The 19,977-nt window shown below is 71.4% G+C and carries 24 protein-coding genes; 11 read left to right on the top strand and 13 right to left on the bottom strand.

Features of this window, described 5'->3' with window-relative positions; genetic code table 11:
• Window positions 1-381 precede the first annotated feature (381 nt).
• Genes Afe05nite_RS15180 through Afe05nite_RS15170 form a run of 3 tightly spaced genes read right to left on the bottom strand, consistent with a single transcriptional unit; the run spans window position 382 to window position 3,116 of the window.
• Window positions 382-975: a hypothetical protein gene (locus Afe05nite_RS15180; protein WP_203817737.1), complete on the bottom strand. Its 594-nt coding sequence runs from the start codon at window positions 973-975 to the stop codon at window positions 382-384.
• Between the two features lie 59 nt (window positions 976-1,034).
• The gene (locus tag Afe05nite_RS15175) at window positions 1,035-2,024 is read right to left on the bottom strand and encodes a tRNA (adenine-N1)-methyltransferase (protein ID WP_203817736.1); all 990 of its coding nucleotides are present in this window, start codon (window positions 2,022-2,024) and stop codon (window positions 1,035-1,037) included.
• A gap of 15 nt (window positions 2,025-2,039) precedes the next feature.
• Window positions 2,040-3,116, bottom strand: a complete 1,077-nt coding sequence (locus tag Afe05nite_RS15170; protein ID WP_239117831.1) for a site-2 protease family protein — start codon at window positions 3,114-3,116, stop codon at window positions 2,040-2,042.
• 134 nt (window positions 3,117-3,250) lie between these two features.
• Here Afe05nite_RS15170 and Afe05nite_RS15165 point away from each other — a divergent pair, with 134 nt between their 5' ends.
• Window positions 3,251-4,207: a RecB family exonuclease gene (locus Afe05nite_RS15165; protein WP_203817734.1), complete on the top strand. Its 957-nt coding sequence runs from the start codon at window positions 3,251-3,253 to the stop codon at window positions 4,205-4,207.
• A 112-nt stretch (window positions 4,208-4,319) separates the two neighbouring features.
• A complete protein-coding gene (locus Afe05nite_RS15160) occupies window positions 4,320-5,027 on the top strand; it encodes a LuxR C-terminal-related transcriptional regulator (RefSeq protein WP_203817747.1) in 708 nt (235 codons plus the stop codon).
• Window positions 5,028-5,083: 56 nt separating this feature from the next.
• On the opposite strand, the gene Afe05nite_RS15155 is transcribed toward Afe05nite_RS15160, so the two are convergent.
• Window positions 5,084-5,770, bottom strand: coding sequence for an HAD family hydrolase (locus Afe05nite_RS15155; protein WP_203817733.1), 687 nt, complete (start codon window positions 5,768-5,770; stop codon window positions 5,084-5,086).
• A 52-nt stretch (window positions 5,771-5,822) separates the two neighbouring features.
• Here Afe05nite_RS15155 and Afe05nite_RS15150 point away from each other — a divergent pair, with 52 nt between their 5' ends.
• Together Afe05nite_RS15150 and Afe05nite_RS15145 are read left to right on the top strand one after the other, a co-directional pair.
• Entirely contained in the window at window positions 5,823-6,617 is a 795-nt protein-coding gene (locus Afe05nite_RS15150; protein WP_239117829.1) for an aminoglycoside 3'-phosphotransferase, read from the top strand.
• Window positions 6,614-7,339 (top strand): YqjF family protein, encoded by a 726-nt coding sequence (locus Afe05nite_RS15145; RefSeq protein ID WP_203817732.1) that lies wholly within the window; start codon window positions 6,614-6,616, stop codon window positions 7,337-7,339. Before Afe05nite_RS15150 ends, Afe05nite_RS15145 begins: the two co-directional genes overlap by 4 nt.
• A gap of 17 nt (window positions 7,340-7,356) precedes the next feature.
• Here the strand turns inward: Afe05nite_RS15145 and Afe05nite_RS15140 are convergent, their stop codons facing one another.
• From Afe05nite_RS15140 to Afe05nite_RS15130, 3 genes are all read right to left on the bottom strand, one after another.
• Entirely contained in the window at window positions 7,357-8,061 is a 705-nt protein-coding gene (locus tag Afe05nite_RS15140; protein WP_203817731.1) for an SDR family NAD(P)-dependent oxidoreductase, read from the bottom strand.
• Window positions 8,062-8,072: 11 nt separating this feature from the next.
• Complete coding sequence (locus tag Afe05nite_RS15135) at window positions 8,073-8,921, bottom strand: AraC family transcriptional regulator (RefSeq protein WP_203817730.1); 849 nt, start codon at window positions 8,919-8,921, stop codon at window positions 8,073-8,075.
• Between the two features lie 73 nt (window positions 8,922-8,994).
• A complete protein-coding gene (locus Afe05nite_RS15130) occupies window positions 8,995-9,546 on the bottom strand; it encodes a hypothetical protein (RefSeq protein ID WP_203817729.1) in 552 nt (183 codons plus the stop codon).
• Between the two features lie 57 nt (window positions 9,547-9,603).
• Here Afe05nite_RS15130 and Afe05nite_RS15125 point away from each other — a divergent pair, with 57 nt between their 5' ends.
• A complete protein-coding gene (locus Afe05nite_RS15125; protein ID WP_203817728.1) occupies window positions 9,604-10,071 on the top strand; it encodes a GNAT family N-acetyltransferase in 468 nt (155 codons plus the stop codon).
• Here Afe05nite_RS15125 and Afe05nite_RS15120 read toward each other — a convergent pair.
• The gene (locus tag Afe05nite_RS15120; RefSeq protein WP_203817727.1) at window positions 10,052-10,948 is read right to left on the bottom strand and encodes a CDP-alcohol phosphatidyltransferase family protein; all 897 of its coding nucleotides are present in this window, start codon (window positions 10,946-10,948) and stop codon (window positions 10,052-10,054) included. The genes Afe05nite_RS15125 and Afe05nite_RS15120 overlap by 20 nt on opposite strands.
• Before the next feature lie 134 nt (window positions 10,949-11,082).
• On the opposite strand from Afe05nite_RS15120, the gene hpt reads away from it, so the two are divergent.
• From hpt to Afe05nite_RS15105, 3 genes are all read left to right on the top strand, one after another.
• Entirely contained in the window at window positions 11,083-11,643 is a 561-nt protein-coding gene (gene hpt / locus Afe05nite_RS15115; RefSeq protein ID WP_203817726.1) for a hypoxanthine phosphoribosyltransferase, read from the top strand.
• A gap of 259 nt (window positions 11,644-11,902) precedes the next feature.
• A complete protein-coding gene (locus Afe05nite_RS15110) occupies window positions 11,903-12,772 on the top strand; it encodes a PAC2 family protein (protein ID WP_203817725.1) in 870 nt (289 codons plus the stop codon).
• Window positions 12,773-12,848: 76 nt separating this feature from the next.
• Window positions 12,849-13,640 carry a GntR family transcriptional regulator gene (locus Afe05nite_RS15105; RefSeq protein ID WP_203817724.1) on the top strand — a complete coding sequence of 264 codons (792 nt, stop codon included), beginning with the start codon at window positions 12,849-12,851 and terminating at the stop codon, window positions 13,638-13,640.
• A gap of 17 nt (window positions 13,641-13,657) precedes the next feature.
• On the opposite strand, the gene Afe05nite_RS15100 is transcribed toward Afe05nite_RS15105, so the two are convergent.
• Window positions 13,658-14,197, bottom strand: a complete 540-nt coding sequence (locus tag Afe05nite_RS15100) for an NUDIX domain-containing protein (RefSeq protein ID WP_203817723.1) — start codon at window positions 14,195-14,197, stop codon at window positions 13,658-13,660.
• 228 nt (window positions 14,198-14,425) lie between these two features.
• Here Afe05nite_RS15100 and Afe05nite_RS15095 point away from each other — a divergent pair, with 228 nt between their 5' ends.
• Window positions 14,426-14,755, top strand: coding sequence for an ArsR/SmtB family transcription factor (locus tag Afe05nite_RS15095; protein WP_203817722.1), 330 nt, complete (start codon window positions 14,426-14,428; stop codon window positions 14,753-14,755).
• Window positions 14,755-15,441 carry a cation efflux transmembrane domain-containing protein gene (locus tag Afe05nite_RS15090; RefSeq protein WP_203817721.1) on the top strand — a complete coding sequence of 229 codons (687 nt, stop codon included), beginning with the start codon at window positions 14,755-14,757 and terminating at the stop codon, window positions 15,439-15,441. Before Afe05nite_RS15095 ends, Afe05nite_RS15090 begins: the two co-directional genes overlap by 1 nt.
• Before the next feature lie 649 nt (window positions 15,442-16,090).
• On the opposite strand, the gene mshC is transcribed toward Afe05nite_RS15090, so the two are convergent.
• Window positions 16,091-17,329 carry a cysteine--1-D-myo-inosityl 2-amino-2-deoxy-alpha-D-glucopyranoside ligase gene (gene mshC / locus Afe05nite_RS15085; protein ID WP_203817720.1) on the bottom strand — a complete coding sequence of 413 codons (1,239 nt, stop codon included), beginning with the start codon at window positions 17,327-17,329 and terminating at the stop codon, window positions 16,091-16,093.
• Window positions 17,330-17,465: 136 nt separating this feature from the next.
• Between mshC and Afe05nite_RS15080 the strand changes: the two genes are divergently transcribed.
• A complete protein-coding gene (locus tag Afe05nite_RS15080) occupies window positions 17,466-17,735 on the top strand; it encodes a flagellar biosynthetic protein FliQ (RefSeq protein ID WP_203817719.1) in 270 nt (89 codons plus the stop codon).
• Here the strand turns inward: Afe05nite_RS15080 and Afe05nite_RS15075 are convergent.
• From Afe05nite_RS15075 to Afe05nite_RS15065, 3 genes are all read right to left on the bottom strand, one after another.
• Window positions 17,724-18,329 (bottom strand): AAA family ATPase, encoded by a 606-nt coding sequence (locus tag Afe05nite_RS15075; protein WP_203817718.1) that lies wholly within the window; start codon window positions 18,327-18,329, stop codon window positions 17,724-17,726. The two genes, Afe05nite_RS15080 and Afe05nite_RS15075, sit on opposite strands and share 12 nt — an antisense overlap.
• A gap of 172 nt (window positions 18,330-18,501) precedes the next feature.
• Complete coding sequence (locus Afe05nite_RS15070; protein WP_203817717.1) at window positions 18,502-19,317, bottom strand: SCO1664 family protein; 816 nt, start codon at window positions 19,315-19,317, stop codon at window positions 18,502-18,504.
• On the bottom strand, window positions 19,314-19,913 hold the full coding sequence (locus tag Afe05nite_RS15065) for a DUF3090 domain-containing protein (protein WP_203817716.1): 600 nt from the start codon (window positions 19,911-19,913) through the stop codon (window positions 19,314-19,316). The genes Afe05nite_RS15070 and Afe05nite_RS15065 overlap by 4 nt, the downstream gene beginning before the upstream one ends.
• Between the last annotated feature and the right edge of the window lie 64 nt (window positions 19,914-19,977).

The following is a 19,977-nucleotide window of genomic DNA, read 5'->3' as shown; positions in this document are numbered from 1 at the left end:
TTGCCGGCGCGGACCGGTAACCGGCCGGCGCCGGTCCCAGTCGATCAAGTGCGCGGCCCGGGCGACCGGCTCCGCACGCCCGGCGGCCCGGGGTCGCCCAGGTCCACATCGATGGCCGTCCCTGCGTCCGGCAACAGGCCGGTGAGCTGCGACGACTCCCCGGGCAGCCGGGCTGTCGCCCCGAGCGCCCCAGCCCGGCGGCGACCGACCCGGCGACCGCGGGCCCGGCCGACCGGGGCCACGTCGTCAAGTCGGTCACCGACATCCGAGCGGGCAGTGCCGAGGCCGGCTGGAACCGGCCGCGGGCCACGCCGTGGCGGTCTTCGATTCGTCGCCAGGCCCCCACCGGACGCGGAAAATGTCACATCCCCGAAACGTGTGTCACAGAGTCGGGCGTCCCACCAAGGAGGCCACCACGCGGGAGAACTCCTCGAGCCGGGCGATTTGCCCCGGGCCGCCGTCGTCGAGCGTCTTGCCGAAGCGCAGCGCGTCGTGCCGCAACGCCGAGCGACCCTCGCCGCCCTCATCCATGCCGGGGGGCGGAACGGCGTCGTCGATCGAGCTCAGCAGCAGGTAGACGTCGATGCTGTCGACCCGGGCCTGGCCCGTCGAGGTGCGGGTGAGCCGCCGCCGGCAGCCCACCTCGGTCACCGTCGAGAGCGGCACCACCCGCAGCGACGAGGTCATCGAGCCGACCGGGCCGTCGCCCGGCGCCACGTCCTCACCGTGCCACAGCACCAGGCGGCTGCCGTCACAGATGACGACCTCCTGCCAGACGCCGTTGACCTCGTTGACGAAGCGCTCGAGGGTGAAGCACAGCACCGAGGCACCGCGCAGCACCCCGAACAACGCGTCCAGAGCGACCTCGGGGTCCCGCAGATAGGCCCGGGCCGCCGAATCAAGATCTTGATAAGGCGACCAGTCCGGGAAGACCGCCGGCATCTCGTTACTGCCTCCGAACGGCGGAGAACTCATCGCTCCCACCCCATCCTCCCCCGAATGCGCAGCGCCCGTGGTCCAGGCCGACTTGGAAGCTACCCGACTTCGGCGGCCGGAGTCACATCGCTCGGGCGAGGAGCCTCGTCGATCGGCTCCGTCCCGGCCGCCGTCTCCGCGGCCAGGGCGGCCTGGGCCGCGCGGCGCAGCGCGTACGCCTCGGCGCCCTTGCTCGGTTTGCGCCGCCGCGGCGGGGCCGTGACACCGGGGGCGAGCTTGCGCGCCGAGACCAGGAAGGCCGTGTGCGCCACCATGCGGTGGTCGGGCCGCACCGCCAGGCCCTCGGCGTGCCAGTCGCGCACGAGCGACTCCCAGGCCCGCGGCTCGGTCCAGCCGCCCCGCTCGCGCAGCGCCTCCACCAGCTCGGACAGCTGCGGGGTGGTGGCCACGTAGCCGATGAACACGCCGCCCGGCACCAGGGCGCGCTCGACCATGTCGAGAGCCTCCCAGGGGGTCAGCATGTCGAGGATGATGCGGTCGAAGCCGGTGTCGGTGTTGTCGGCGACGTCGCCGTTGTGCAGGTGCCAGGCCGGGTGCGGGCCGCCGAAGAACGCCTCCACGTTCTTGCGGGCGATCGCCGCGAAGTCGTCGCGCAACTCGAACGAGTGCAACTCGCCGGTGCTGCCGACGGCCCGCAGCAGCGAGCAGCTCAGCGCGCCCGAGCCGGCGCCGGCCTCGAGGACCTTCGCGCCCGGGAAGATGTCGCCCATCGCGACGATCTGCGCGGCGTCCTTCGGGTAGATCACCTGCGCGCCGCGCGGCATGCTCAGCACGTAGTCGCTGAGCAGCGGGCGCAGGGCGAGGTACTGGGTGCCGTTGGCCGAGCTGAGCACGCTGCCCTCGGGCAGGCCGATGATGCCGTCGTGGTCGAGGGCGCCCCGGTGCGTATGGAACGACTTGCCCGGTTCGAGCACGATGGTGTGCATCCGCCCCTTGGGGTCGGTGAGCTGGACGCGATCACCCACTCGGAACGGCCCGGTGTGCGCGGGCAGCGAGTCGTCGACGACGGGGGCAGGCGAACTGGTCACAACGCTTCTTTCTGGTCATCGTGCGGGTTTTCGCGGGCGGCGCGGCTCCAGCACGTTGGCGACGTCACCGACGCGGAGCACACCGACCACTTCCTCGCCCGCGGTCACCACGTACTGCCCGGCCGGTCGGGCCTGAAGCGCACGCACCACCTGTTCGCCGCTGAGCCCGAGCGGCAGCGCGGGCACGGCGTCGCGGGAGCGGGACACGGAGTCCACGGCCACCCACGGGCGCCGGTCGACCGGAACCCGCTCGGCGGCGACCGGGTCGACCAGTGCGGTGAGATTACCGGCCGAGTCGGTGACGCCCAGCACCACGTTCGGTCTCAGGTCCTCGGAGCGGCGCCGCTGGGCCTCGCCGAGCGGGGTGCCGGCCGGGACGGTGAGCAGCGGGCGGGCCAGCGCGGCCAGGTCGACCAGGGGGAAACGGCGGGTCATCCGGGCCAGCCGGATCGACTGGCCGGCGCCCTGCCACAGGGTGAAGACCACCAGCAGCACGAAGGCCAGGCCGAACAGGGTGACGAGCTCGAGCCGGTAGAGCCAGATCACGATCACCACGCAGAGGAACGCGATGCCCCGGCCCGACCAGGCGGCCACCTCGGTGGCCCGGTTGCGGTCCTTGATCAGCGCCCACAGGCCGGCCCGCAGCGCCCGCCCACCGTCCAGCGGCAGCCCCGGCAACACGTTGAAGACGGCCACCAGCAGGTTACTGGCGGCCAGCTGGAACGCGACCTGGCCGGACAGCGTGCGGTCGGGCAGCGCCATCGAGACGGCGGTGGCGATGCCGCCGAGCAGCAGCGACACGGCCGGGCCGGCCAGGCTCACCAGGGCGTCGATCCTGGGGGTGGGCGCGTCGCGGTCCATCTCGGTCCAGCCGCCCAGAAGTTCGAGCGTGATGCCGCGTACCCCGATCTGGTATCTCCGCGCGGTCAGCGCGTGCCCCAGCTCGTGCAGCAGCACCGAGCCGAGCAGGCAGACCACGAAGCCGAGGCCGACCAGGTAGCCCAACGGAGCGGGCAGATCGAGCTCGGAGCGCACCCAGTTCCCGTAGACCACGGTGACCAGCGCGGCCAGCAGGAGCATCGACCCGTTCATGTAGACCGGGATGCGCAGCACATGGCCGACCGGCCGGCCCGGTCGCGTCCGCTGCGGCGTATTCGGCTGCTCCACGCGCTAGATGCTACGGAGGCGCCGCATTTTCGTCGTACCCCTGCCCTAGCCTCTCTGACATGACGGCACAGACGGTCTCCCCAGTCCCGCCCGGCGACTCCCCCGCGGGTCCCTCGCTGTCACCGTCGCGGGCGGCCGATTTCAAGACCTGCCCCCTGCTGTTCCGGTTCCGCACCATCGACAAACTGCCCGAGCGGCCATCGGCCGACCAGGCCCGCGGCACCCTGGTCCACGCGGTCCTGGAGCGCTTGTTCGACCTGCCGGCCTCGTCGCGTACGCCGTCGGCCGCCGCCGCCCTGGTCGAGCCGGCCTGGGCCGAACTGCTCGCCGCCGAGCCCGCCCTCAACGAGATCTTCACCGCCCCCGTTCCGCGCCGACCGGTCACCGATCAGGCCGCCCTGATCGCCGAGGCCGACGCGGTCGGCCCCGCCCCCGACGAGGCGTCCCGCCTGGCCGCGTTCCTGGCCGGCGCGACCGACCTGCTCCAGGGCTATTTCGCCGTGGAGGACCCGCAGCGCCTCGAGCCGGCCGAGCGCGAGGCGCTGGTGTCGACACTCGTCGACGACGAGTTGCTGATCCGCGGCTACATCGACCGCCTCGACGTGTCCCCCGCCGGCGACCTGCGCGTGGTGGATTACAAGACCGGCGGCGCCCCGCGTGAGGCGTTCGAGGGCCGGGCCCTCTTCCAGCTGAAGTTCTACGCCCTGGTCCTCTGGCGCACCCGCGGCGTGGTCCCCCGGGTCCTGCGCCTGCTCTACCTCAAGGACGCCGAGGTCTGCGACTACAGCCCCGACGCCGAGGAACTGGAGCGTTTCGAGCGCACCCTGGTCGCCCTCTCCCAGGCCATCGAACTGGCCAAACGCACCCAGGACTTCCGCCCCAAGCCGAGCCGCCTGTGCGGTTGGTGCAACCACCAGGCCCACTGCCCCGAGTTCGGCGGCACCCCACCACCCTTCCCCACCGGCGAGGTGGTCCGCGTCGACCTGACCCCGGCCGACGACGATCGCCTAGGGTGACGCCTGACCCGGGCCGGCGAGAGGCGAGCGGGCGCGAGCGGAGGGCGGTTCCAGCCGCGTGGACCAGAGCGGGCCCAGGCCCCTGCGGGTAGTGCTGGCCGACCCGGCCCCCATGCAGCGTTCGGGCCTGCGCCTGGTGTTGACCGCGGCCACCGCCGGCGGCGCCGGGGCCGACGGAGCCGGGGCCGATGCACCAGGGGCCGGCCGAGCGGGGGCCGGCGGGGCCGAGGTGGCGGAGATCTTGGTCGTGGGTGAGACCGGGGACGGCGCCGAGGCGGTCGAGCTGGCCCGGCGGCTGCTGCCCGACGTGCTGATCACCGAGATCGCGCTGCCGCGCCTCGACGGACACACGGTGGCGCGCGCGGTGGCCGACGCCGGGCTGCCGGTGCGGGTGCTGGTCCTCACCGCCCGCGACAGCGACGAGGAGGTCCTGGCCGCCATCGCCGCCGGCGCCGGTGGTTTCCTGCGCAAGGACGCCCCGGCCGCCGAGGTGATCGCCGCCGTGCGAGCCGTGGCGGCCGGTGGCGCGGTGATCACCCCGATGGTGCTCGCACGCATCCTGGCCCGGGTGGCCGAGGCCCTGCCCGCCCCCGAGACGACGGTGACGCCGAAGCTCGACGCGCTCACCGACCGTGAACGCGAGGTGCTGGTGCACCTCGCCCGCGGCCACTCGAACGCCGAGATCGCGCTGGCTTTCCAGGTGAGCGAGACGACGATCAAGACCCATGTCGGCCACGTACTCGGCAAGCTGCGCCTGCGCGACCGCACCCAGGCGGTCGTGCTCGCCTACGAGACCGGCCTCGTCAAGCCGGGCCGCTGAAGCGCACGCCGCGGCGCCCGGCGCCGCCGTCGTGGCGGCGATCGAGGCGGTCCCGCTCAGCGGGCCGGTCGCAACAGCCGCTGACTGATCAGCAGCTGGGTGAGATATGCGGGGTCCACCCCGACGAGCGAGCGGCGCAGGTGGACACCGTCGGTCGGGGGCAGCTCCAGCTCGGCCGGCACCGCCAGCACGACCGCCCCGGAGGCGAGCGCGCTGGCCACGCCGGTCGGCGAGTCCTCGATCGCGACGCAGTCCTCGATCGGCACGCCGATCAGTTTGGCCGCGGTGCGGTAGGGCTCCGGGTCGGGCTTGGGCATGGTGACCTCGTCGCCGCAGACCACGACGTCGAAGTTCTCCCGGCCGAGCGTGTCGAGGGCGGCCTCGACCAGGGTGCGGCCGGTCGAGGTGACCAGAGCGGTGGGCAGGCCCGCCAGCTTGACCGCGCGCAACAGCTCGGCCGCCCCCGGACGCCACACCAGGCCCTCACGGAACAGGTTGAACACCCGCGACGTGAGCCACTCGACGTCGGGTGCCTCGGGCCGGTCGGGCTGCCCCAGATCCTCCCGGAAGATCCGCATGCTCGACTTCATGCTGCCGCCGACCATCGCGGAGCGGGCCTTCGGCGAGAGCTCGCCACCGGCCCAGGCGGCCAGATCGTGGAGCGCGATCGTCCAGACTTTCTCGCTGTCGACCAGCGTGCCGTCCATGTCGAAGAGCACCGCGGCCGGTTGTTGTGAGTTCATCGCCGCCAATTGTTCCCGCCCGGACGGGTCCCCGGGCGGTCGTGTGACACAAGTGGCAGAGTTGACGATCGTGCACCCCCCGGAGACCGCTTTCGGCGAGGAGATCGAGATCCCCGCCGCCGTACGCACGATTGCCGCCGGCCGCCCGTTGACCCCGGTGTGGCGAAATGTCGTCGGTGGCCTGACCTACCGGATCGGCAGCGAGTACTTCGTGAAGTTCGCGCCCGCGTCGACCGATCTGCCGCTGGCGCAGGAGGCGGAACGGCTCCGGTGGGCGGCCCGCTATGTCCGAGTCCCCGAAGTGGTGGCGAGCGGCTCCGACGAAACCGGCGTCTGGCTGCAGACCAGGGCGATCAACGGGTGGTCGGCCGTCGACGGGCGCTGGCGCCCGGATCCCGCGACGGCGGTGACGGCCATCGCCGAAGGCCTCCGCGAGCTGCACACCCGCGTACCGGTCGAGGAATGCCCTTTTGATTGGAGCGTCGAACGCCGCTTGGCGAAGAGCCCGCGCGACCTCGGCGACGCCCACCCGCAGCACCGCGACCTGGACATCGACGTGGCGTGGGAGCGCGCCACCAGCCCGCCGCCGATCGACCGGCTGGTCGTCTGCCACGGCGACGCCTGCGCCCCGAACACGCTGCTCGGCGAGGACGGGCGCTACCTCGCCCACGTCGACCTGGCCGCCCTGGGGGTGGCCGACCGGTGGGCCGACCTGGCGATCGGATCATGGAGCCTGAGCTGGAACTTCGGTGCCGGGTGGGAGGACCTGTTCTTCCGCGCCTACGGCATCGACCCCGATCCGGAACGCATCGCCTACTACCGTCTGTTGTGGGACCTGGGCTCATGACCGTCGAAGACGTGACCCCCGAGACAACACGCCCCGTGACGAAGTCGCTTCTCGGGCAGCGCTGGGCGGACCTGGCCTTCCTGCACTGGGCGGCCGACCCGGCCCGCCTCGCGCCGCTGCTGCCGGCGGGCGTCGAACCCGACCTGTTCGAGGGCCGGGCGTACGTCGGCCTGATCGCGTTCCGGATGGTCGGCATCGGCTTCCTGAACGGGCCCGCGGTGCCCTATCTCGGCACGTTCTGCGAGACCAACGTGCGCCTCTACAGCGTCGACGCCAACGGCCACCGGGCTGTCGTCTTCCTCTCCCTGGAGGCCGAACGCCTGGTCCCGGTGCTGACCGCCAGGCTGGCCCTGGGCCTGCCCTACATGTGGGCGAAGATGCGCCTCCAACGCGGGGGGAACGAGCTGACCTACACCTCGAGGCGACGCTGGCCCGGCCCGCGCGGGGCGAGCAGCGAGCTCACCGTGCGTACCGGCGAAGCGATCACCGAACCCACCGCACTCGAACACTTCCTCACCGCCCGCTGGGGCCTGCACACCCGCGCCTGGGGCCGGACGATCCACCTGCCCAACGAGCACCCCCGCTGGCCCCTGCACCGTGCCGAACTGCTCCACCTCGACGACGAGCTGATCTCCGCCGGCGGGCTGCCGGCCCCCGAGGGGCCGCCGGCCAGCGTGCTCTACTCCCCCGGGGTGCCGGTCCGATTCGGAAAACCCCTGTAGCGGGCGGCGGCCACGACTCAGAGGATCAGCCCGCCGGTGGCCCGGATGTTCTGGCCGGTGATCCAGCCGCCGTCCGCGGAGACCAGGAACGCCACCACCGCCGCGATGTCGTCGGGTGTGCCCAGCCGCCGCAGGGCCGTCATCGCCACGCCCTGGGCCAGCCCGTCGGCCTCGTTGTGGGCACGCAGCATGTCGGTGTCGGTGGCCCCCGGGGAAACCGTGTTGACGGTGATCGCGCGCGGGCCGAGCTCCTTGGACGCCACCACGGTCACCTGCTCCAAGGCGGCCTTGGACGAACAGTAGAGGGACAATCCAGGCGCCCCGAGCACCGTGTTGAGCGTCGAGATGTTGATGATCCGGCCGCCGTCGCGCAGCAGCGGGACGGCCGCCTTGATGGCCAGCAGCGGGAACCGCAGATTGATCGTGAACACCCGGTCGATCTGGTCGGCGGTCAGCTCGGCGATCGGGATCCGGGGGCCGACCCCGACGTTGTTGACCAGGATGTCGAAGCCGTCCGCGACCTGCTCGAAGATCATCTCGAGGCTCGCCAGGTCGGCCTGGTCGGCTCGCACCGCCACCGTCCCGGGCGGCACCTCCGCCGGCTCCCGGTGCGCGTAGGTGAACACCACACGCGCCCCCGCCGCGACGAGCCGCCGCACGACGGCCCGCCCGATCCCCCGCGATCCGCCCGTGACGACGGCCGTCTTCCCGCTCAGCGTCATGCCGGGACACGCTAGGCGCCGGTCGTCCCCGGGTCTTGAACGATTGCGCGCAGCTCCCCCGGCGTGATCCCGGCCATCGCCCGCATCTCGCGGGTGAAATGGGCCTGATCGGCATAGCCACCCACGGCCGCGACCTCGGCGAACCCCAGGCCACGCTGCACCAGGGCGAGCGCCCGCTGGAACCGCGCGATCCGCCCCACCACCCCCGGCGACAGCCCGAACGCCGCCCGGAACTCCCGCTCCAGCCCCCGCCGCCCGACACCGAGCCGCGCCGCGAGATCCCCGACGCGGAGCCGCCCGCCCCCTCGTTGCAGGTAACCCCACGCCACCATGACAAGCTCGCCCTCCCGCCCACGCGGGACTCCGGCTGGGGCGTGCGGTTCTCCGGTCGGGGCGTGCGGGTCGCGGGCTGGGGCGTGCCGGCCTAGTCGATGGGTCAGCAGGGTGTCGAGCAGGCGGAACCGGGCCGGCCAGTCGGGTGCCTCGGCCAGGCGTTCCGGCAGTTCGGCCGCCGCTCGCCGGCCCACCAGGTCCTCGAGCAGCAGCGATCGGGCGGTCAGCTCGCGCATCGGGACGCCCAGCAACGCGGCCACGCCGGCCGGTGTCAGGCCGATCGACACGCCGCAGCCCCACGTCGTCTCGCCGTCGGTGCCGGACGACGCTCGCGGACCGGTGACCACCGCCTTCGCCGAGGCGAGGTCGACGACCAGGGCGGCCAGGCTGATAGGCAGCAGCCGGTGCGCGATCGCCCGGCCGTCCGCGGACCGGAAGCTGCCGTAGCCGATGGTGTGCCCGCGCAGCACGGGCGGCGCCATCCGCGCCACCGTCTCGCACCGGGCCGCCTGGGCGCGCGTCGGCATCGAATGAACCATCGCCGCCGATGAGTGGACCACGCCGCCAGCCTGATCGGCAGTCGACCATCGGGTCAACCGTCTAGACCTTGGTCGGTAGCCGCCGGTGGAGCTCAGCGAGTAGAACTGACGGACCGGGAGACATCAACCCCACGTCCACCAGATATGTCACCTCGCCCCCTCGCTTGCGCATCCGGGGCGGGCGGCCCGGGCCGTCACCCACCGTTGCGAAGTCCGGGGCGATGGGCGTGACCACCAGTTCGGTGAACGGGCCCCAGTGGCGCAGCGTCACCGAGCCGACGCCCGCCCACGGCAGGTGCACCGGCTTGCGGCCGGTCGCCGCGAAGTCCAGGCCATGCATCGAGCTGTGCAGCCAGCCCAGCCGTTTCCACGCCATCAGCAGGATGCCGGCCGCCAGCACGACCGGCACGATCAGCGCTATCTCCACGTAGACGACCAGGTCATCGCCGGAAAGGGAGTCGCCTACGGCCAGCCGCACGAGGACATGCAGACCGAGGCTCACCACCCAGACGGCCGCGATCACCCAGAGCATCGTCACGTAGACCATCGCTCTGGGCTGGAAGAACGTCACGGTGTCGTCGGCCGGTCCGAGGACTTGGTCGATGTGCGCCACGGTTGCATTATGCGGGTTTATAAGACACTTTGTCGGTCTCACCGGGATTATGGCGTCATGACCGCGACGGCGATCGCCACGGCGCGACGGCTCACCGGTGCGGACGACTTGCTGTTCCGGGAGACGTCCGAGCTGTTCGACGAGTACCGGCAGTACTACGGCGCCAACCCCGCCCCGGCGGCGGTCGCCGAGTGGATGCACGAGCAGATCATGTCCGAGCGCGCGCGGATCTACGTGGCGGGGACGGGAATCGAGGCTCAGGGCATCTGCTCGATCGCGGTGGTGCCGGCGGCGCTCACCCTGCGCACCGCCTGGCTGGTGCGCGACCTGTACGTCACGCCGGAGGCACGTGCTCAGGGCGTCGCGCGTGCCCTGCTCGAGCTGGTGGCCCACGATGCGCGTCGAAACGGCGCGCATCGCGTGTCACTGCAGACCGAGACCGCCAACACGCGGGCGATCGAGCTGTACGCGCGCAACGGTTACAGCGTGCTCACCGATGTGGCGCTCATGGAACACCCGCTGTGACCTCGTCGTCGACCATCGCGAGCTGGGCCGGGACGGTGGCCATCCGACGGGCGTAGGCGCGGGTGGCGGTCCACAGCTTGTAGATCAGCAGCAGCTCGAAAACGATCATCAGTGCGGCCGAGATGATTGTCATGCCGAGGATCCGGTCCAGCACCGGGCCGAGGATGAACACGAACATCATGAACTCGATGCCGCTGAACACGTGCGGCCGGATCCGCTGCCGGACAAGCGCGTTGCGGACCCGGACGAACAGCCCGAACTTGGCCCGGAATTCGACGTCCTCCGCCGGTGCGGCCTCGTCGACAAGACGCGGGGACGACGACGCCGGCAGGACCGGCGACACCGGCGGGGCGGGCTGCAGGGCCTCCAGATTCGCCCGCATGTCCGTCTTGATCTTGCCCATTTCCAGGGCGTTCAAGTAGCGGAACATGTCGAGGAAGAGCACCAGGCCGGCCAGCCACACGTACACGAAATCGTGTGTGCGCTCGTACTGGCCGCCGAACATGGCAACCGCGCAGGCCGCGACCCGCAGCCGGTCGAAGACGTAGTCGAGCCACACCCCGAACACCGAGCCGGTCCCGTTCAGGCGGGCGATCTTGCCGTCCATGCAGTCGAGCACGAAGCTCAGGTGGAACAGCAGGGCGCCGAGCAGCAGCCAGCCGTACCCGCCGTCGCGCGCCTGGAAGAACGCGGCGGCCGAACCGAGGCCGACCACGAACGCGGCGATCGTGAGCAGGTTCGGCGTGACCCAGCGCCACGGCGACACCAGCCAGACCAGCCGGGAGGCGAGCGGATCGACGAGCCAGACGGTCCACCAAGCATCCCGCTGCTTGTAGGTGCGGGAGCGAATCTCGCTCAGTGCGACTCGTGACGCCATGCAGCAACTCCACCAAGTGCCGAGAACATGAACTTTCGAACGCGCGGACCTTACCGGAACCCCAACGAGCGGCGGAAGTACAGCCCACCTCCGTGGGCGTGGCAAGATCTTGGAGGGAGCCCTGGGAGGCACATGTGGACGCCGGCCATGTAGCGAAGGATCTCGAAGCGGTGCTCCTGACCGAGGAGCAGATTTTGGCCAGGGTCGCGTCACTGGCCGCTGAGCTGCACGAACGCTATGGCGAGTCGGTTCCGGTGCTCGTCGGGGTGCTTGGTGGAGCCGCGACGTTCACGGTGGATCTCGCACGCGCCTACCCCGCGCCGGCCGAGGTCGCCTGGATGGCGATCAAGTCGTACAGCACCCGCAACCGCGCGTCCGGCTCGGTCCGTCTGCTCAAGGATCTCGACGTGGACGTCTCCGGACGCGATGTGATCATCGTCGACGGCGTCATCGACACCGGACTCACGATGAACTGGCTGATCAGCACCATCGCCCAGCGCGCGCCCCGATCGATCACGGTCTGCGCCCTGCTCCGCAAACCCGACGTCGCGCACTTCGCCGACACCCCCACCCACGTCGGGTTCGACGTCAGCGACGGCCTCATCGTCGGTTACGGCCTGGACTATCGCGGCAAATACCGCAATCTGCGCTGCGCCGCGTTGCTGTCAGAAGCCGGAAAAGCCGCAAAAGGATAGTACGTGCGATCGCGTCCCCAACCGCACTGGCGCTGCCCGCGCCGCACAGTTCGAGCCGGGTGCGGCGGACGGCCGTACACCAGCTGCGGCATGCGAAGCTGCCGCCGGCTCCCGCACCACGACCCCTGATGAATCGCCCTTTTCCTTAGTATTTATGGGCATTTCGGGGTTGTGACGCCGCTCTCTACCGGCCCGGCTGAGCGCCGTGCGCGGCGCGGCCGACGAGTACCGCACACGCAGCGCACGTAGGCTGTCACCTATGACTGAGTTCGACGGCCTCCCCGTGCTTCGTTCCCCTGTGGCCATCGCCGCCTTCGAGGGCTGGAACGACGCTGCGGACGCATCCACCGCGGCCGTGGAACACCTCGAGCAGGTGTGGCAGGCCCGGGAGATCTCGACCATCGACCCCGAGGACTTCTACGACTTCCAGGTGAGCCGCCCGACCATCACGATGGCCGAGGGCGAGACCCGGAAGATCGAGTGGCCGACCACCCGCTTCATGGTGGCCAGCCCCGAGGGCGCCGACCGGGACGTGGTGCTGATCCGCGGCATCGAGCCGAGCATGCGCTGGCGCACCTTCTGCGAGCAGGTGCTCGAGGTCTGCCACAGCCTCGAGGTCAACCGGATCGTGCTGCTGGGTGCCCTGCTGGCCGACGTGCCCTACACCCGCCCCCTGCCGATCAGCGGATCGGCCAGCGACAACGGCATAGCCGACAAGTACAAGGTCGTCCCGACCCGCTACGACGGCCCGACCGGCATCGTCGGCGTGCTGCACGAGGCGGCCGGGCGCGCCGACCTGGAAGCCCTGTCGTTCTGGGTGCACGTGCCGCATTACGCGAACAACCCGCCGTGCCCCAAGGCGACGCTCGCCCTGCTGTCGCGCCTGGAGGACGTCCTCGACCTGCCGGTCCCGATGGCCGACCTGGCCGAGGAGGCCGACGAGTGGGAGAAGCGGGTGCGGGTGGCCGCCGAGCAGGACGCCGAGCTCGGGGAATATGTCCGTGAGCTGGAGGAGCGCGTCGGCGACGAGGGCATCCAGCCGCTGACCGGGGACGAGATCGCGAGCGAGTTCGAGAAGTACCTCCGCCGTCGCGGCGGTTCGGCCGGCCCCACCGCCGGTTCCTGGTAGGCCGTTACCCGGCGTGTCGACGCGCCGGTCCCGGCCGTTCGGCGCATCCTAGGAACCTAGGGCTTGGAGGTCAGGGATGACGATCAACCCAGGGGCGGCGGAGTTCCCACACCGGCAGATCGCCTCGCAGCTGCGCGAGCGCATCCGCCGGGGCGACTGGCAGCCGGGCGAGCGCCTGCCGTCGATCCCGGCGATGGCCGAGATGTTCGGCGTGGCCAAGCAGACTGTCCAGCGCACCGTCGACCAGCTGCGCGTCGAAGGCATCTTGATCACCAAGCCGGGCTCCGGCACGTACGTCCGGGGCACCCGCCGCCGGCTCAACCGCCTGTCCCGCGGCCGCTACGGCGCCCACCGCGGTTATCACGCCGATCTGGCCGCCCGCTATCGGCAGCAGCTCGTCTCGGTGGGCCGCGAGCCCGCTCCCCCGGAGGTCGCCGACGCGTTCGGCGTGCGCGACGGCACCGAGATGCTGGTGCGCCGGCACATCGTGCGCACCGACGACGCGACCGTCGAACTCGGCGCGTCATGGTTCCGGGTCGCGGAGACGTCGGGCACGTCGCTGGAACGCGTCGAGGCGTTCGGCCGCCCGCTCTACCAGGAGGCCGAGGAAGCCCTGGGCAAGCGCTACGCGTCGGCGACCGACACGATCAGCGCCCGCCAGCCGAGCCGCGACGAGGCCGAGACCCTGCAGATCCGCCCCGACACCCCGGTGCTGCATCTGCTGCACGTGGCCTTCGACGAGACCCGCAAGCCGATCGAGGTGGCCCAGGCGACCTGGCCGGGCCCGATGACCACGCTCACCGAGGAATACAAGATCCCGGCCCCGATGCCGGAGCCCGACCCGGATCCCGGCCTGGCCCTCGCCTGAGGGTCAGGGCAGCCCGATCACCGGCGGAGTTTCCGGACGAACCGGGGGAAGTGCGGGTCGCAGAGCGCCACGTCGACCTCGTCCGGCGACCACCAGCGCACCCGACGGAACTCGCCGATGTCCGGGGTGAGCGGCTGATCGCGGTCACAGCGAAGCACGAACCACAGGCTCACGTCGGTGTGCCCGCTGTCGATTCCCACCGTGCGGGTGACGGTCAGAAACAGTGGACTCTCGTCCGGGACAGCGGTCAGGCCCAGCTCCTCGGCCACCTCGCGGACCGCGGTGTCGTGCGGGTGCTCGCCCGGCTCGACGTGCCCGCCCGGCGGCAGCCACAGACCCGCGTTGATGTGATCGACCAGCAGCACGTCGCCGTCGCCGTCGACCGGCACCACATAGGAGACCAGGTGCTTGTCGGGCTCGGCCGGCTTGACCCGGCGGAACACGTCGTCGGTGCTCTCCAGCCAGTCGAACACATGCCGCCGGTGATCGGCCTCGAGCTCGTCGACCGGTTCGATCCCCGCCACCAGATCCTGGACTGTCCTGACCGCCGCGAGCATCAGGCCATGATGCCAGTGACCCGAGGGTCGCGGGCATCCTCGGGTCACCGGTCGGGTCAGCGGATCAATTCAGGAGTCGACGCCGGTGGCCAGGGCGAAGCCGGCGAGGTCCATGACCGGGCGACGCATGGTACTTCCCTTCGCACGAGATCAGGCTGAATACGCCCTTCCGGGGCAGCTTTCCGCTGTCCAGTTCTTAATACAGCGGATGCTGTACTGTCACTCGATATGGAGACGGTCAGCCACGGCCAAGCCCTCGCCCGCTTCGGTCACGCCCTGTCCGACTCGACCCGCGCGCGGCTGCTGCTGGCCCTGCGTGACTCCCCCGGCTACCCCGCCGAGCTGGCCGACCTCCTCGGTGCGACCAGGCAGAACCTGTCCAACCACCTGGCCTGTCTGCGCGGCTGCGGCTTGGTGGTGGCCGTCCCCGAGGGCCGGCGCACCCGTTACGAACTCGCCGACCGCCGCATCGGGCACGCCCTCGACGACCTGCTCGGCCTGGTGCTTGCGGTGAACCCGGCAGCCTGCCCCGACTCGGCCACCAAAGGCTGCTGCTGATGCTGCTCACCATCGGCCCGTCCCCGATCCGCCGGGCCGTGCTGACCCGCCGCGTACGCCTGCTGGTGGCCGCCACGATCACCTACAACCTGGTCGAGGCCGTGCTCGCCGTCGGCGCCGGCACCCGGGCCGACTCGACCGCCCTGATCGGCTTCGGCCTCGACTCCGTCCTCGAAGTCGCCTCGGCAGCCGCCGTGGCCTGGCAGTTCGCCGCCCCTGACCCGTCGAAGCGGGAGAAGACAGCACTGCGGATCATCGCGTTGTCGTTCTTCGCCCTGGCCGCCTATGTGACCGTCGAATCGACCCGCACCCTGGTGACCGGGACCGAGGCGAAACACTCCACGACCGGGATCGCGCTGGCCGCCGTTTCGCTGGCAGTGATGCCGGCCCTGTCCTGGGCGCAGCGCCGCACCGGCCGGGAGCTCGGCTCGCGCACGGCGGTGGCCGACTCCAGGCAGACCCTGTTGTGCACCTGTCTATCGGCGATCCTGCTGGCCGGCCTGGCCGTGAACACCCTGTTCGGCTGGACCTGGGCCGACCCCGCCGCCGCCCTGCTGATCGCCGCCGTGGCCGTCAAAGAGGGCCGAAGCGCCTGGCTGGGCGACGTGTGCTGCACCCCGACGCCGCTGCCCCGACCCGACCATGACCCCGGGTGCTGCTCCGCGACGGTAACCCAGCGAGGGTGAGTTCCGCCGCCCTCGGCTACGCGAGCGGCTTCACTACCGGTAACGACCCCAGCCCGCCGAGCCCGGAGCCCGGGAAGCCGCTCGCCTCGTGGAGGCGCGCGCCCTGACGCACCCGCACGCGGCCGGCCGTATGCACACCGCGCGGGCGACCCGGCCCCAGGCACGCACGGCGGAGTGACCTGGCCCCGGGCACGGACGACCCGGCTCAAGCACACCGCGCAGGCGGCCCGACCCCCAGACGCACCGCGCGCAGGCAACCCGACCAGCAGACGGCACCGCGCAGGCCCGATCCTCGGATGCACCGCACCGGCCGCCCCGTCCGCAGGCGCACTCCGCCGGGCGGCCCCGCATATGCGGGCGCACCACAGACGACGGGCCCAGGCACGCAGGCGGACGACGCGGCCCGAGACCGCGCGGACGACCCGGCCCAAGCGTGCGCGGACGACCCGGCCCAAGCTCGCGCGGGCGACGCGGCCCAAGCACGCACATGGCCAGTCCCGCCCCAAGCGCACAAATGCCGGCGACCCGGCCCCGGATGGACGCGCGGGTGGGCCGGCCGCGAGCGCGCCCTGTCGGCGGCCGAACACGCAGGCCTGGACGCACGGGCGACCGGGTCCGCGAGTGCCCGGGTGGAGCGGCTGCGGAGAAGTCAGAGGCGGATGCCCAGCAGGGCGTCGGCGGTGCGGGACATCAGGGCCGGGGAGGATTCGTCGTCGCCGGTGGCGGTCAGGGCGGCTTCGCACCAGGCATCGATGACGGCCAGGGCGGCGGGGGTGTCGAGGTCGTCGGCTATGGCCTCGCGGACGGCGGCCACCAGGCCGGCGCCGGAGGGGCCGGTGGGGGACGCGGCGGCGGCGCGCCAGCGGGCCAGGCGTTCCTGACCGGTCTTCAGGACGTCGTCGGTCCACTCGCGGTCGGCGCGGTAGTGGCCGGACAGCAGGCCCAGGCGGACGGCCATCGGGTCGACGCCGTCGCCGCGCAGGCGGGAGACGAACACCAGGTTGCCCTTGGACTTGGACATTTTCTCGCCGTCCAGGCCGATCATGCCGGCGTGGACGTAGTGGGCGGCGAAGGGGGCGGCGCCGGTCAGGGTCTCGGCGTGGGCGGCCGAGCACTCGTGGTGGGGGTAGAGCAGGTCGTTGCCGCCGCCCTGGACGTCGATGGTGCTGCCGAGCAGGCCGAGGGCGATGGTGGCGCACTCGATGTGCCAACCGGGGCGGCCGGGGCCGAGGTCGCCGCCGTCCCAGGCGGGCTCGCCGTCGCGGGCGCCGCGCCAGAGCAGCGGGTCGAGGGGGTCACGCTTGCCGGCGCGGTCGGGGTCGCCGCCTCGTTCGGCCGACAGCTTCGTCATCTCGGCGCGGTCGAGGTTCGACTCGTAGCCGAAGCGTGGGGCGGCGGCGATCGAGAAGTAGACGTCGCCGGTGCCGTCGTCGAGGGTGTAGGCGGCGCCGGCGCTCACCAGCTCGCGGACGTGCTCGGCGATGGCCGGGATCGACTCGACGGCGCCCACGTAGTGCTCCGGCGGGATGATCCGCAAGGCTTCCATGTCCTCGCGGAAGAGGGCCGTCTCGCGCATGGCGAGGACCACCCAGTCCTCGCCGTCGCGCTGGGCGCGCTCGAGCAGCGGGTCGTCGATGTCGGTGACGTTCTGCACGTAGGTCACCGCGCGGCCGGAATCTCGCCAGGCGCGGTTGACCAGGTCGAACGTGATCATGGTGGCGGCATGACCGAGGTGGGTCGCGTCGTAGGGCGTGATGCCGCAGACGTACATCGTCGCGGTCTTGCCCGGCGAGGTCGGCGCCACCGCCCGGCGCGCGGTGTCAAACAGCCGCGGCGTGACCGCGTCGCCCGGCAGAGTCGGCACGTCGTGCCCGGTCCATGCGTCCATGGTCACGAGCCTATCGAGCGGATGTGACAGAAGCCGAAGCCGTGAGGTCTACCTCACCGAATGTCCCCCGGGAGCGACTTGAGGATTGTCGGGGCCCGAACCTAACCGCAACCGGCAACGGGCCGAACAGGGATGTATGACCGACACGATGATTGTTGAGCTGGGTCTGCAGGCCATGACCATCGCCGCCAAGATGGCCGCACCGGTGCTGCTCACCGCCCTCGGCGTCGGCTTCGCCATCTCGCTGTTCCAGTCGGTGACCCAGATCCAGGAGGCCACCCTGGCATTCGTGCCCAAGGCTGCCGCGTGCGGGGCCGCGCTGCTGTTCTCGGGAAACTGGATGTTGCACGAGATGATCAGCTATACCGAGCAGCTGTTCGCGAAGCTTCCACAACTATTGAGCTGAGTTCCGTGCCGGTTGCGCGGCGCGGGGCAGGCCGAAGTGGGTGATCACCAGCTCGGCCACCTCGGCGGGGGTCCGGGTGGTGTTGTCGACGCGCAGGTGATCCGGGTTGCCGGCGAACTCGTCGGTCGAGTTGAACCGGTGCTCGGCGTCGTGGCGCAGCAGCAGTTCCCGGGAACGCGTCAGGTCTCGTTTCGACGGCTTCTGGGACAGGCGCCACTCGTGCTCGTTGCGGCGTAGCCGCTCCGGCTGGGTTGCCTCCAGCTCGACGTAGTGGACGCGGCTGCCCCGGGCGCGGAACACCGTCGCATAGCGGTCCGCCGACTCGGTGCTGGGTGGCAGGTCGAACGCCCACACGTAGGTGAAGATCATGCCGGCCAGGTCGCTGTTCGCCACCTCCTCGAACAGGGCCTGCCGGAAACCTTCGACGAGGCGTCGGAACGGCGGCGTGCCGAACTCGAAGAAGCGCAGCACCGGCTCGATCGCCATGTGGTTGTGAAAGAGCGGGAAGCCGGTGCGCTCGGCGATCTCGTGGCCCACGGCCATCTTGCCGACCGCCGGCGGGCCGATGACGAAGAGCAGTGTCGGTTCAGGCACGTACGGAGGCTACCGAGGCGACCCCGGGGTTGGGGACCGGGTTTTGCGGGGCCGGGTCTTGCGGGGCCGGGTCTTGCGGGGCCGGGCCCGCCCGCAGCGGGCGCGCGGAGGGTGACCGGACGCCGAGCGGGACCGCGAACAGCGGGACTCGGCCACGCCGTATCGAAAGAAGTCAGACCGGAGGCCAGGGAATGGCCGGCCAATCCTGCGGAGGCTTGGGGAAACGGCCTGATCTTTGCAGCCTTCGCACGCGCAGGCGGATGTGTTGCACCTCGGACACCGTCAGGTGTTCCTCGAGGGCTTCGCCCAATGTGCCGTCGAGACCCGCCGACAGCGCGGCCAGAACCTCGGCGGCCTCGCTGATCAGGGACTTTCCGGTCCAGCCCCAGAGAACCGTGCGCAGTTTGTTCTCGACGTGGAAGCTCACGCCGTGGTCGACGCCGTGAATCGCGCCCGTCGCCGGGTAGAGGACGTGGCCGCCTTTGCGATCGGCGTTGTTGATCACCGCGTCGAAAACGGCGAGGCGGGCCAGGCGCTGGTCGTCGGCGTGCGCCAGGGCGTAGGCATCACCGTCGTCGTCGCGCGCGTTGGCCACCGCCAGCCAGCCCGGCGGGACGTCATAGGCCGGGACGAAACCGATGAGCGCCTCGGCCTCGTCGGGCTGGTCGATCCAGAGCTGGAGCGCACCCGGCCCGAGCGGGCCGTCGCGCAGGATGGTCGGCGGGACCAGGTCCCAGCCGATGGCCTGGGAGACGAGGTAGGCCGAGACCTCACGGCCGGCGAGGGTGCCGTCGGGGAAATCCCACAGCGGGCGTTCGCCGCGGACCGGTTTGTAGACGCAACGCCGGGTCAGGCCGTCGAGGGTGATCTCGGCACGCAGCGTGGTGTTGGAGGCGTCGACCAGCCGGCCTTCGATCTCCATCTGCCCGCGCGACAGCAGTTCCAGGGCGTCGCTCTCGGCCAGGGCGGCCGCGGGCTCGGCGGTCACCGGTGGTAACCGTTGTGCCGGGGGCAGAGGTGGCCGGCCGGGTCGAGGGGCTGGCCGCAGAGCGGGCACGGCGGCCGCCCGGCGGCCACCACACGCCGGGCGCGGTCGATGAACGCCCTGGTCGCCTCGGGGGTCAGGCGGACCCGCAGGCGGTCGAGGTCGTCGTCGGGCTCCTCGTCCTCGTCATCGTCGTCGTCCTCGACCGGCGGCTCGTCGGTGTCCTCGTCGAGCTCGATCTCGACCTCGGCCTCGCCGGCCTCGATCGCCTCGATGACCACCGTGCCGCTGTCGACGTCGAAGGCCAGCCCGAGCGTGCCGACGCGGAACTCCTCGTCGACCGGGGTGTCGAGCGGCTCGTTGTCGTGCACGGCCAGGACCGGCAGCTCGGGCATGTCGACACCGAAGCGCTTGTTGGCCTCGAGCAGCAGCTCCTCGAGCTTCTCGGCGAGGAGCTGCACCTGCACCTTCTCGAGGGCGACGCTGATCACCCGCCCGCCACCGCGGGCCTGGAGGAAGAACGTCCGGTCGCCCGGCTCGCCCACCGTCCCGGCCACGAACCGCTCGGGCGGCTCGAACGAGTGCACCTGGTGGCTCATGGGACCAACCCTATCGACCCTCGCTCCGGATCGCCCTCCTCGCGGGTCCCGGTTCGCCGAGGGC

It is taken from the genome of Paractinoplanes ferrugineus (assembly GCF_016862195.1).
GTDB lineage: Bacteria > Actinomycetota > Actinomycetes > Mycobacteriales > Micromonosporaceae > Actinoplanes > Actinoplanes ferrugineus.
This window is presented reverse-complemented; position numbering and strand designations above follow the sequence as displayed.

Coding starts and splice junctions, on each gene's coding strand:
- Afe05nite_RS15100 (WP_203817723.1), bottom strand. CDS start 14,197: ATGCTCGCGGCGGTCAGGACAGTCCAGGATCTGGTGGCGGGGATCGAA.
- Afe05nite_RS15140 (WP_203817731.1), bottom strand. CDS start 8,061: ATGACGCTGAGCGGGAAGACGGCCGTCGTCACGGGCGGATCGCGGGGG.
- Afe05nite_RS15110 (WP_203817725.1), top strand. CDS start 11,903: ATGACTGAGTTCGACGGCCTCCCCGTGCTTCGTTCCCCTGTGGCCATC.
- Afe05nite_RS15080 (WP_203817719.1), top strand. CDS start 17,466: ATGACCGACACGATGATTGTTGAGCTGGGTCTGCAGGCCATGACCATC.
- mshC (WP_203817720.1), bottom strand. CDS start 17,329: ATGGACGCATGGACCGGGCACGACGTGCCGACTCTGCCGGGCGACGCG.
- Afe05nite_RS15145 (WP_203817732.1), top strand. CDS start 6,614: ATGACCGTCGAAGACGTGACCCCCGAGACAACACGCCCCGTGACGAAG.
- Afe05nite_RS15090 (WP_203817721.1), top strand. CDS start 14,755: ATGCTGCTCACCATCGGCCCGTCCCCGATCCGCCGGGCCGTGCTGACC.
- Afe05nite_RS15105 (WP_203817724.1), top strand. CDS start 12,849: ATGACGATCAACCCAGGGGCGGCGGAGTTCCCACACCGGCAGATCGCC.
- Afe05nite_RS15155 (WP_203817733.1), bottom strand. CDS start 5,770: ATGAACTCACAACAACCGGCCGCGGTGCTCTTCGACATGGACGGCACG.
- Afe05nite_RS15095 (WP_203817722.1), top strand. CDS start 14,426: ATGGAGACGGTCAGCCACGGCCAAGCCCTCGCCCGCTTCGGTCACGCC.
- Afe05nite_RS15160 (WP_203817747.1), top strand. CDS start 4,320: ATGCAGCGTTCGGGCCTGCGCCTGGTGTTGACCGCGGCCACCGCCGGC.
- Afe05nite_RS15065 (WP_203817716.1), bottom strand. CDS start 19,913: ATGAGCCACCAGGTGCACTCGTTCGAGCCGCCCGAGCGGTTCGTGGCC.
- Afe05nite_RS15125 (WP_203817728.1), top strand. CDS start 9,604: ATGACCGCGACGGCGATCGCCACGGCGCGACGGCTCACCGGTGCGGAC.
- Afe05nite_RS15180 (WP_203817737.1), bottom strand. CDS start 975: ATGAGTTCTCCGCCGTTCGGAGGCAGTAACGAGATGCCGGCGGTCTTC.
- Afe05nite_RS15135 (WP_203817730.1), bottom strand. CDS start 8,921: ATGCCGACGCGCGCCCAGGCGGCCCGGTGCGAGACGGTGGCGCGGATG.
- Afe05nite_RS15170 (WP_239117831.1), bottom strand. CDS start 3,116: ATGAACGGGTCGATGCTCCTGCTGGCCGCGCTGGTCACCGTGGTCTAC.
- Afe05nite_RS15165 (WP_203817734.1), top strand. CDS start 3,251: ATGACGGCACAGACGGTCTCCCCAGTCCCGCCCGGCGACTCCCCCGCG.
- Afe05nite_RS15120 (WP_203817727.1), bottom strand. CDS start 10,948: ATGGCGTCACGAGTCGCACTGAGCGAGATTCGCTCCCGCACCTACAAG.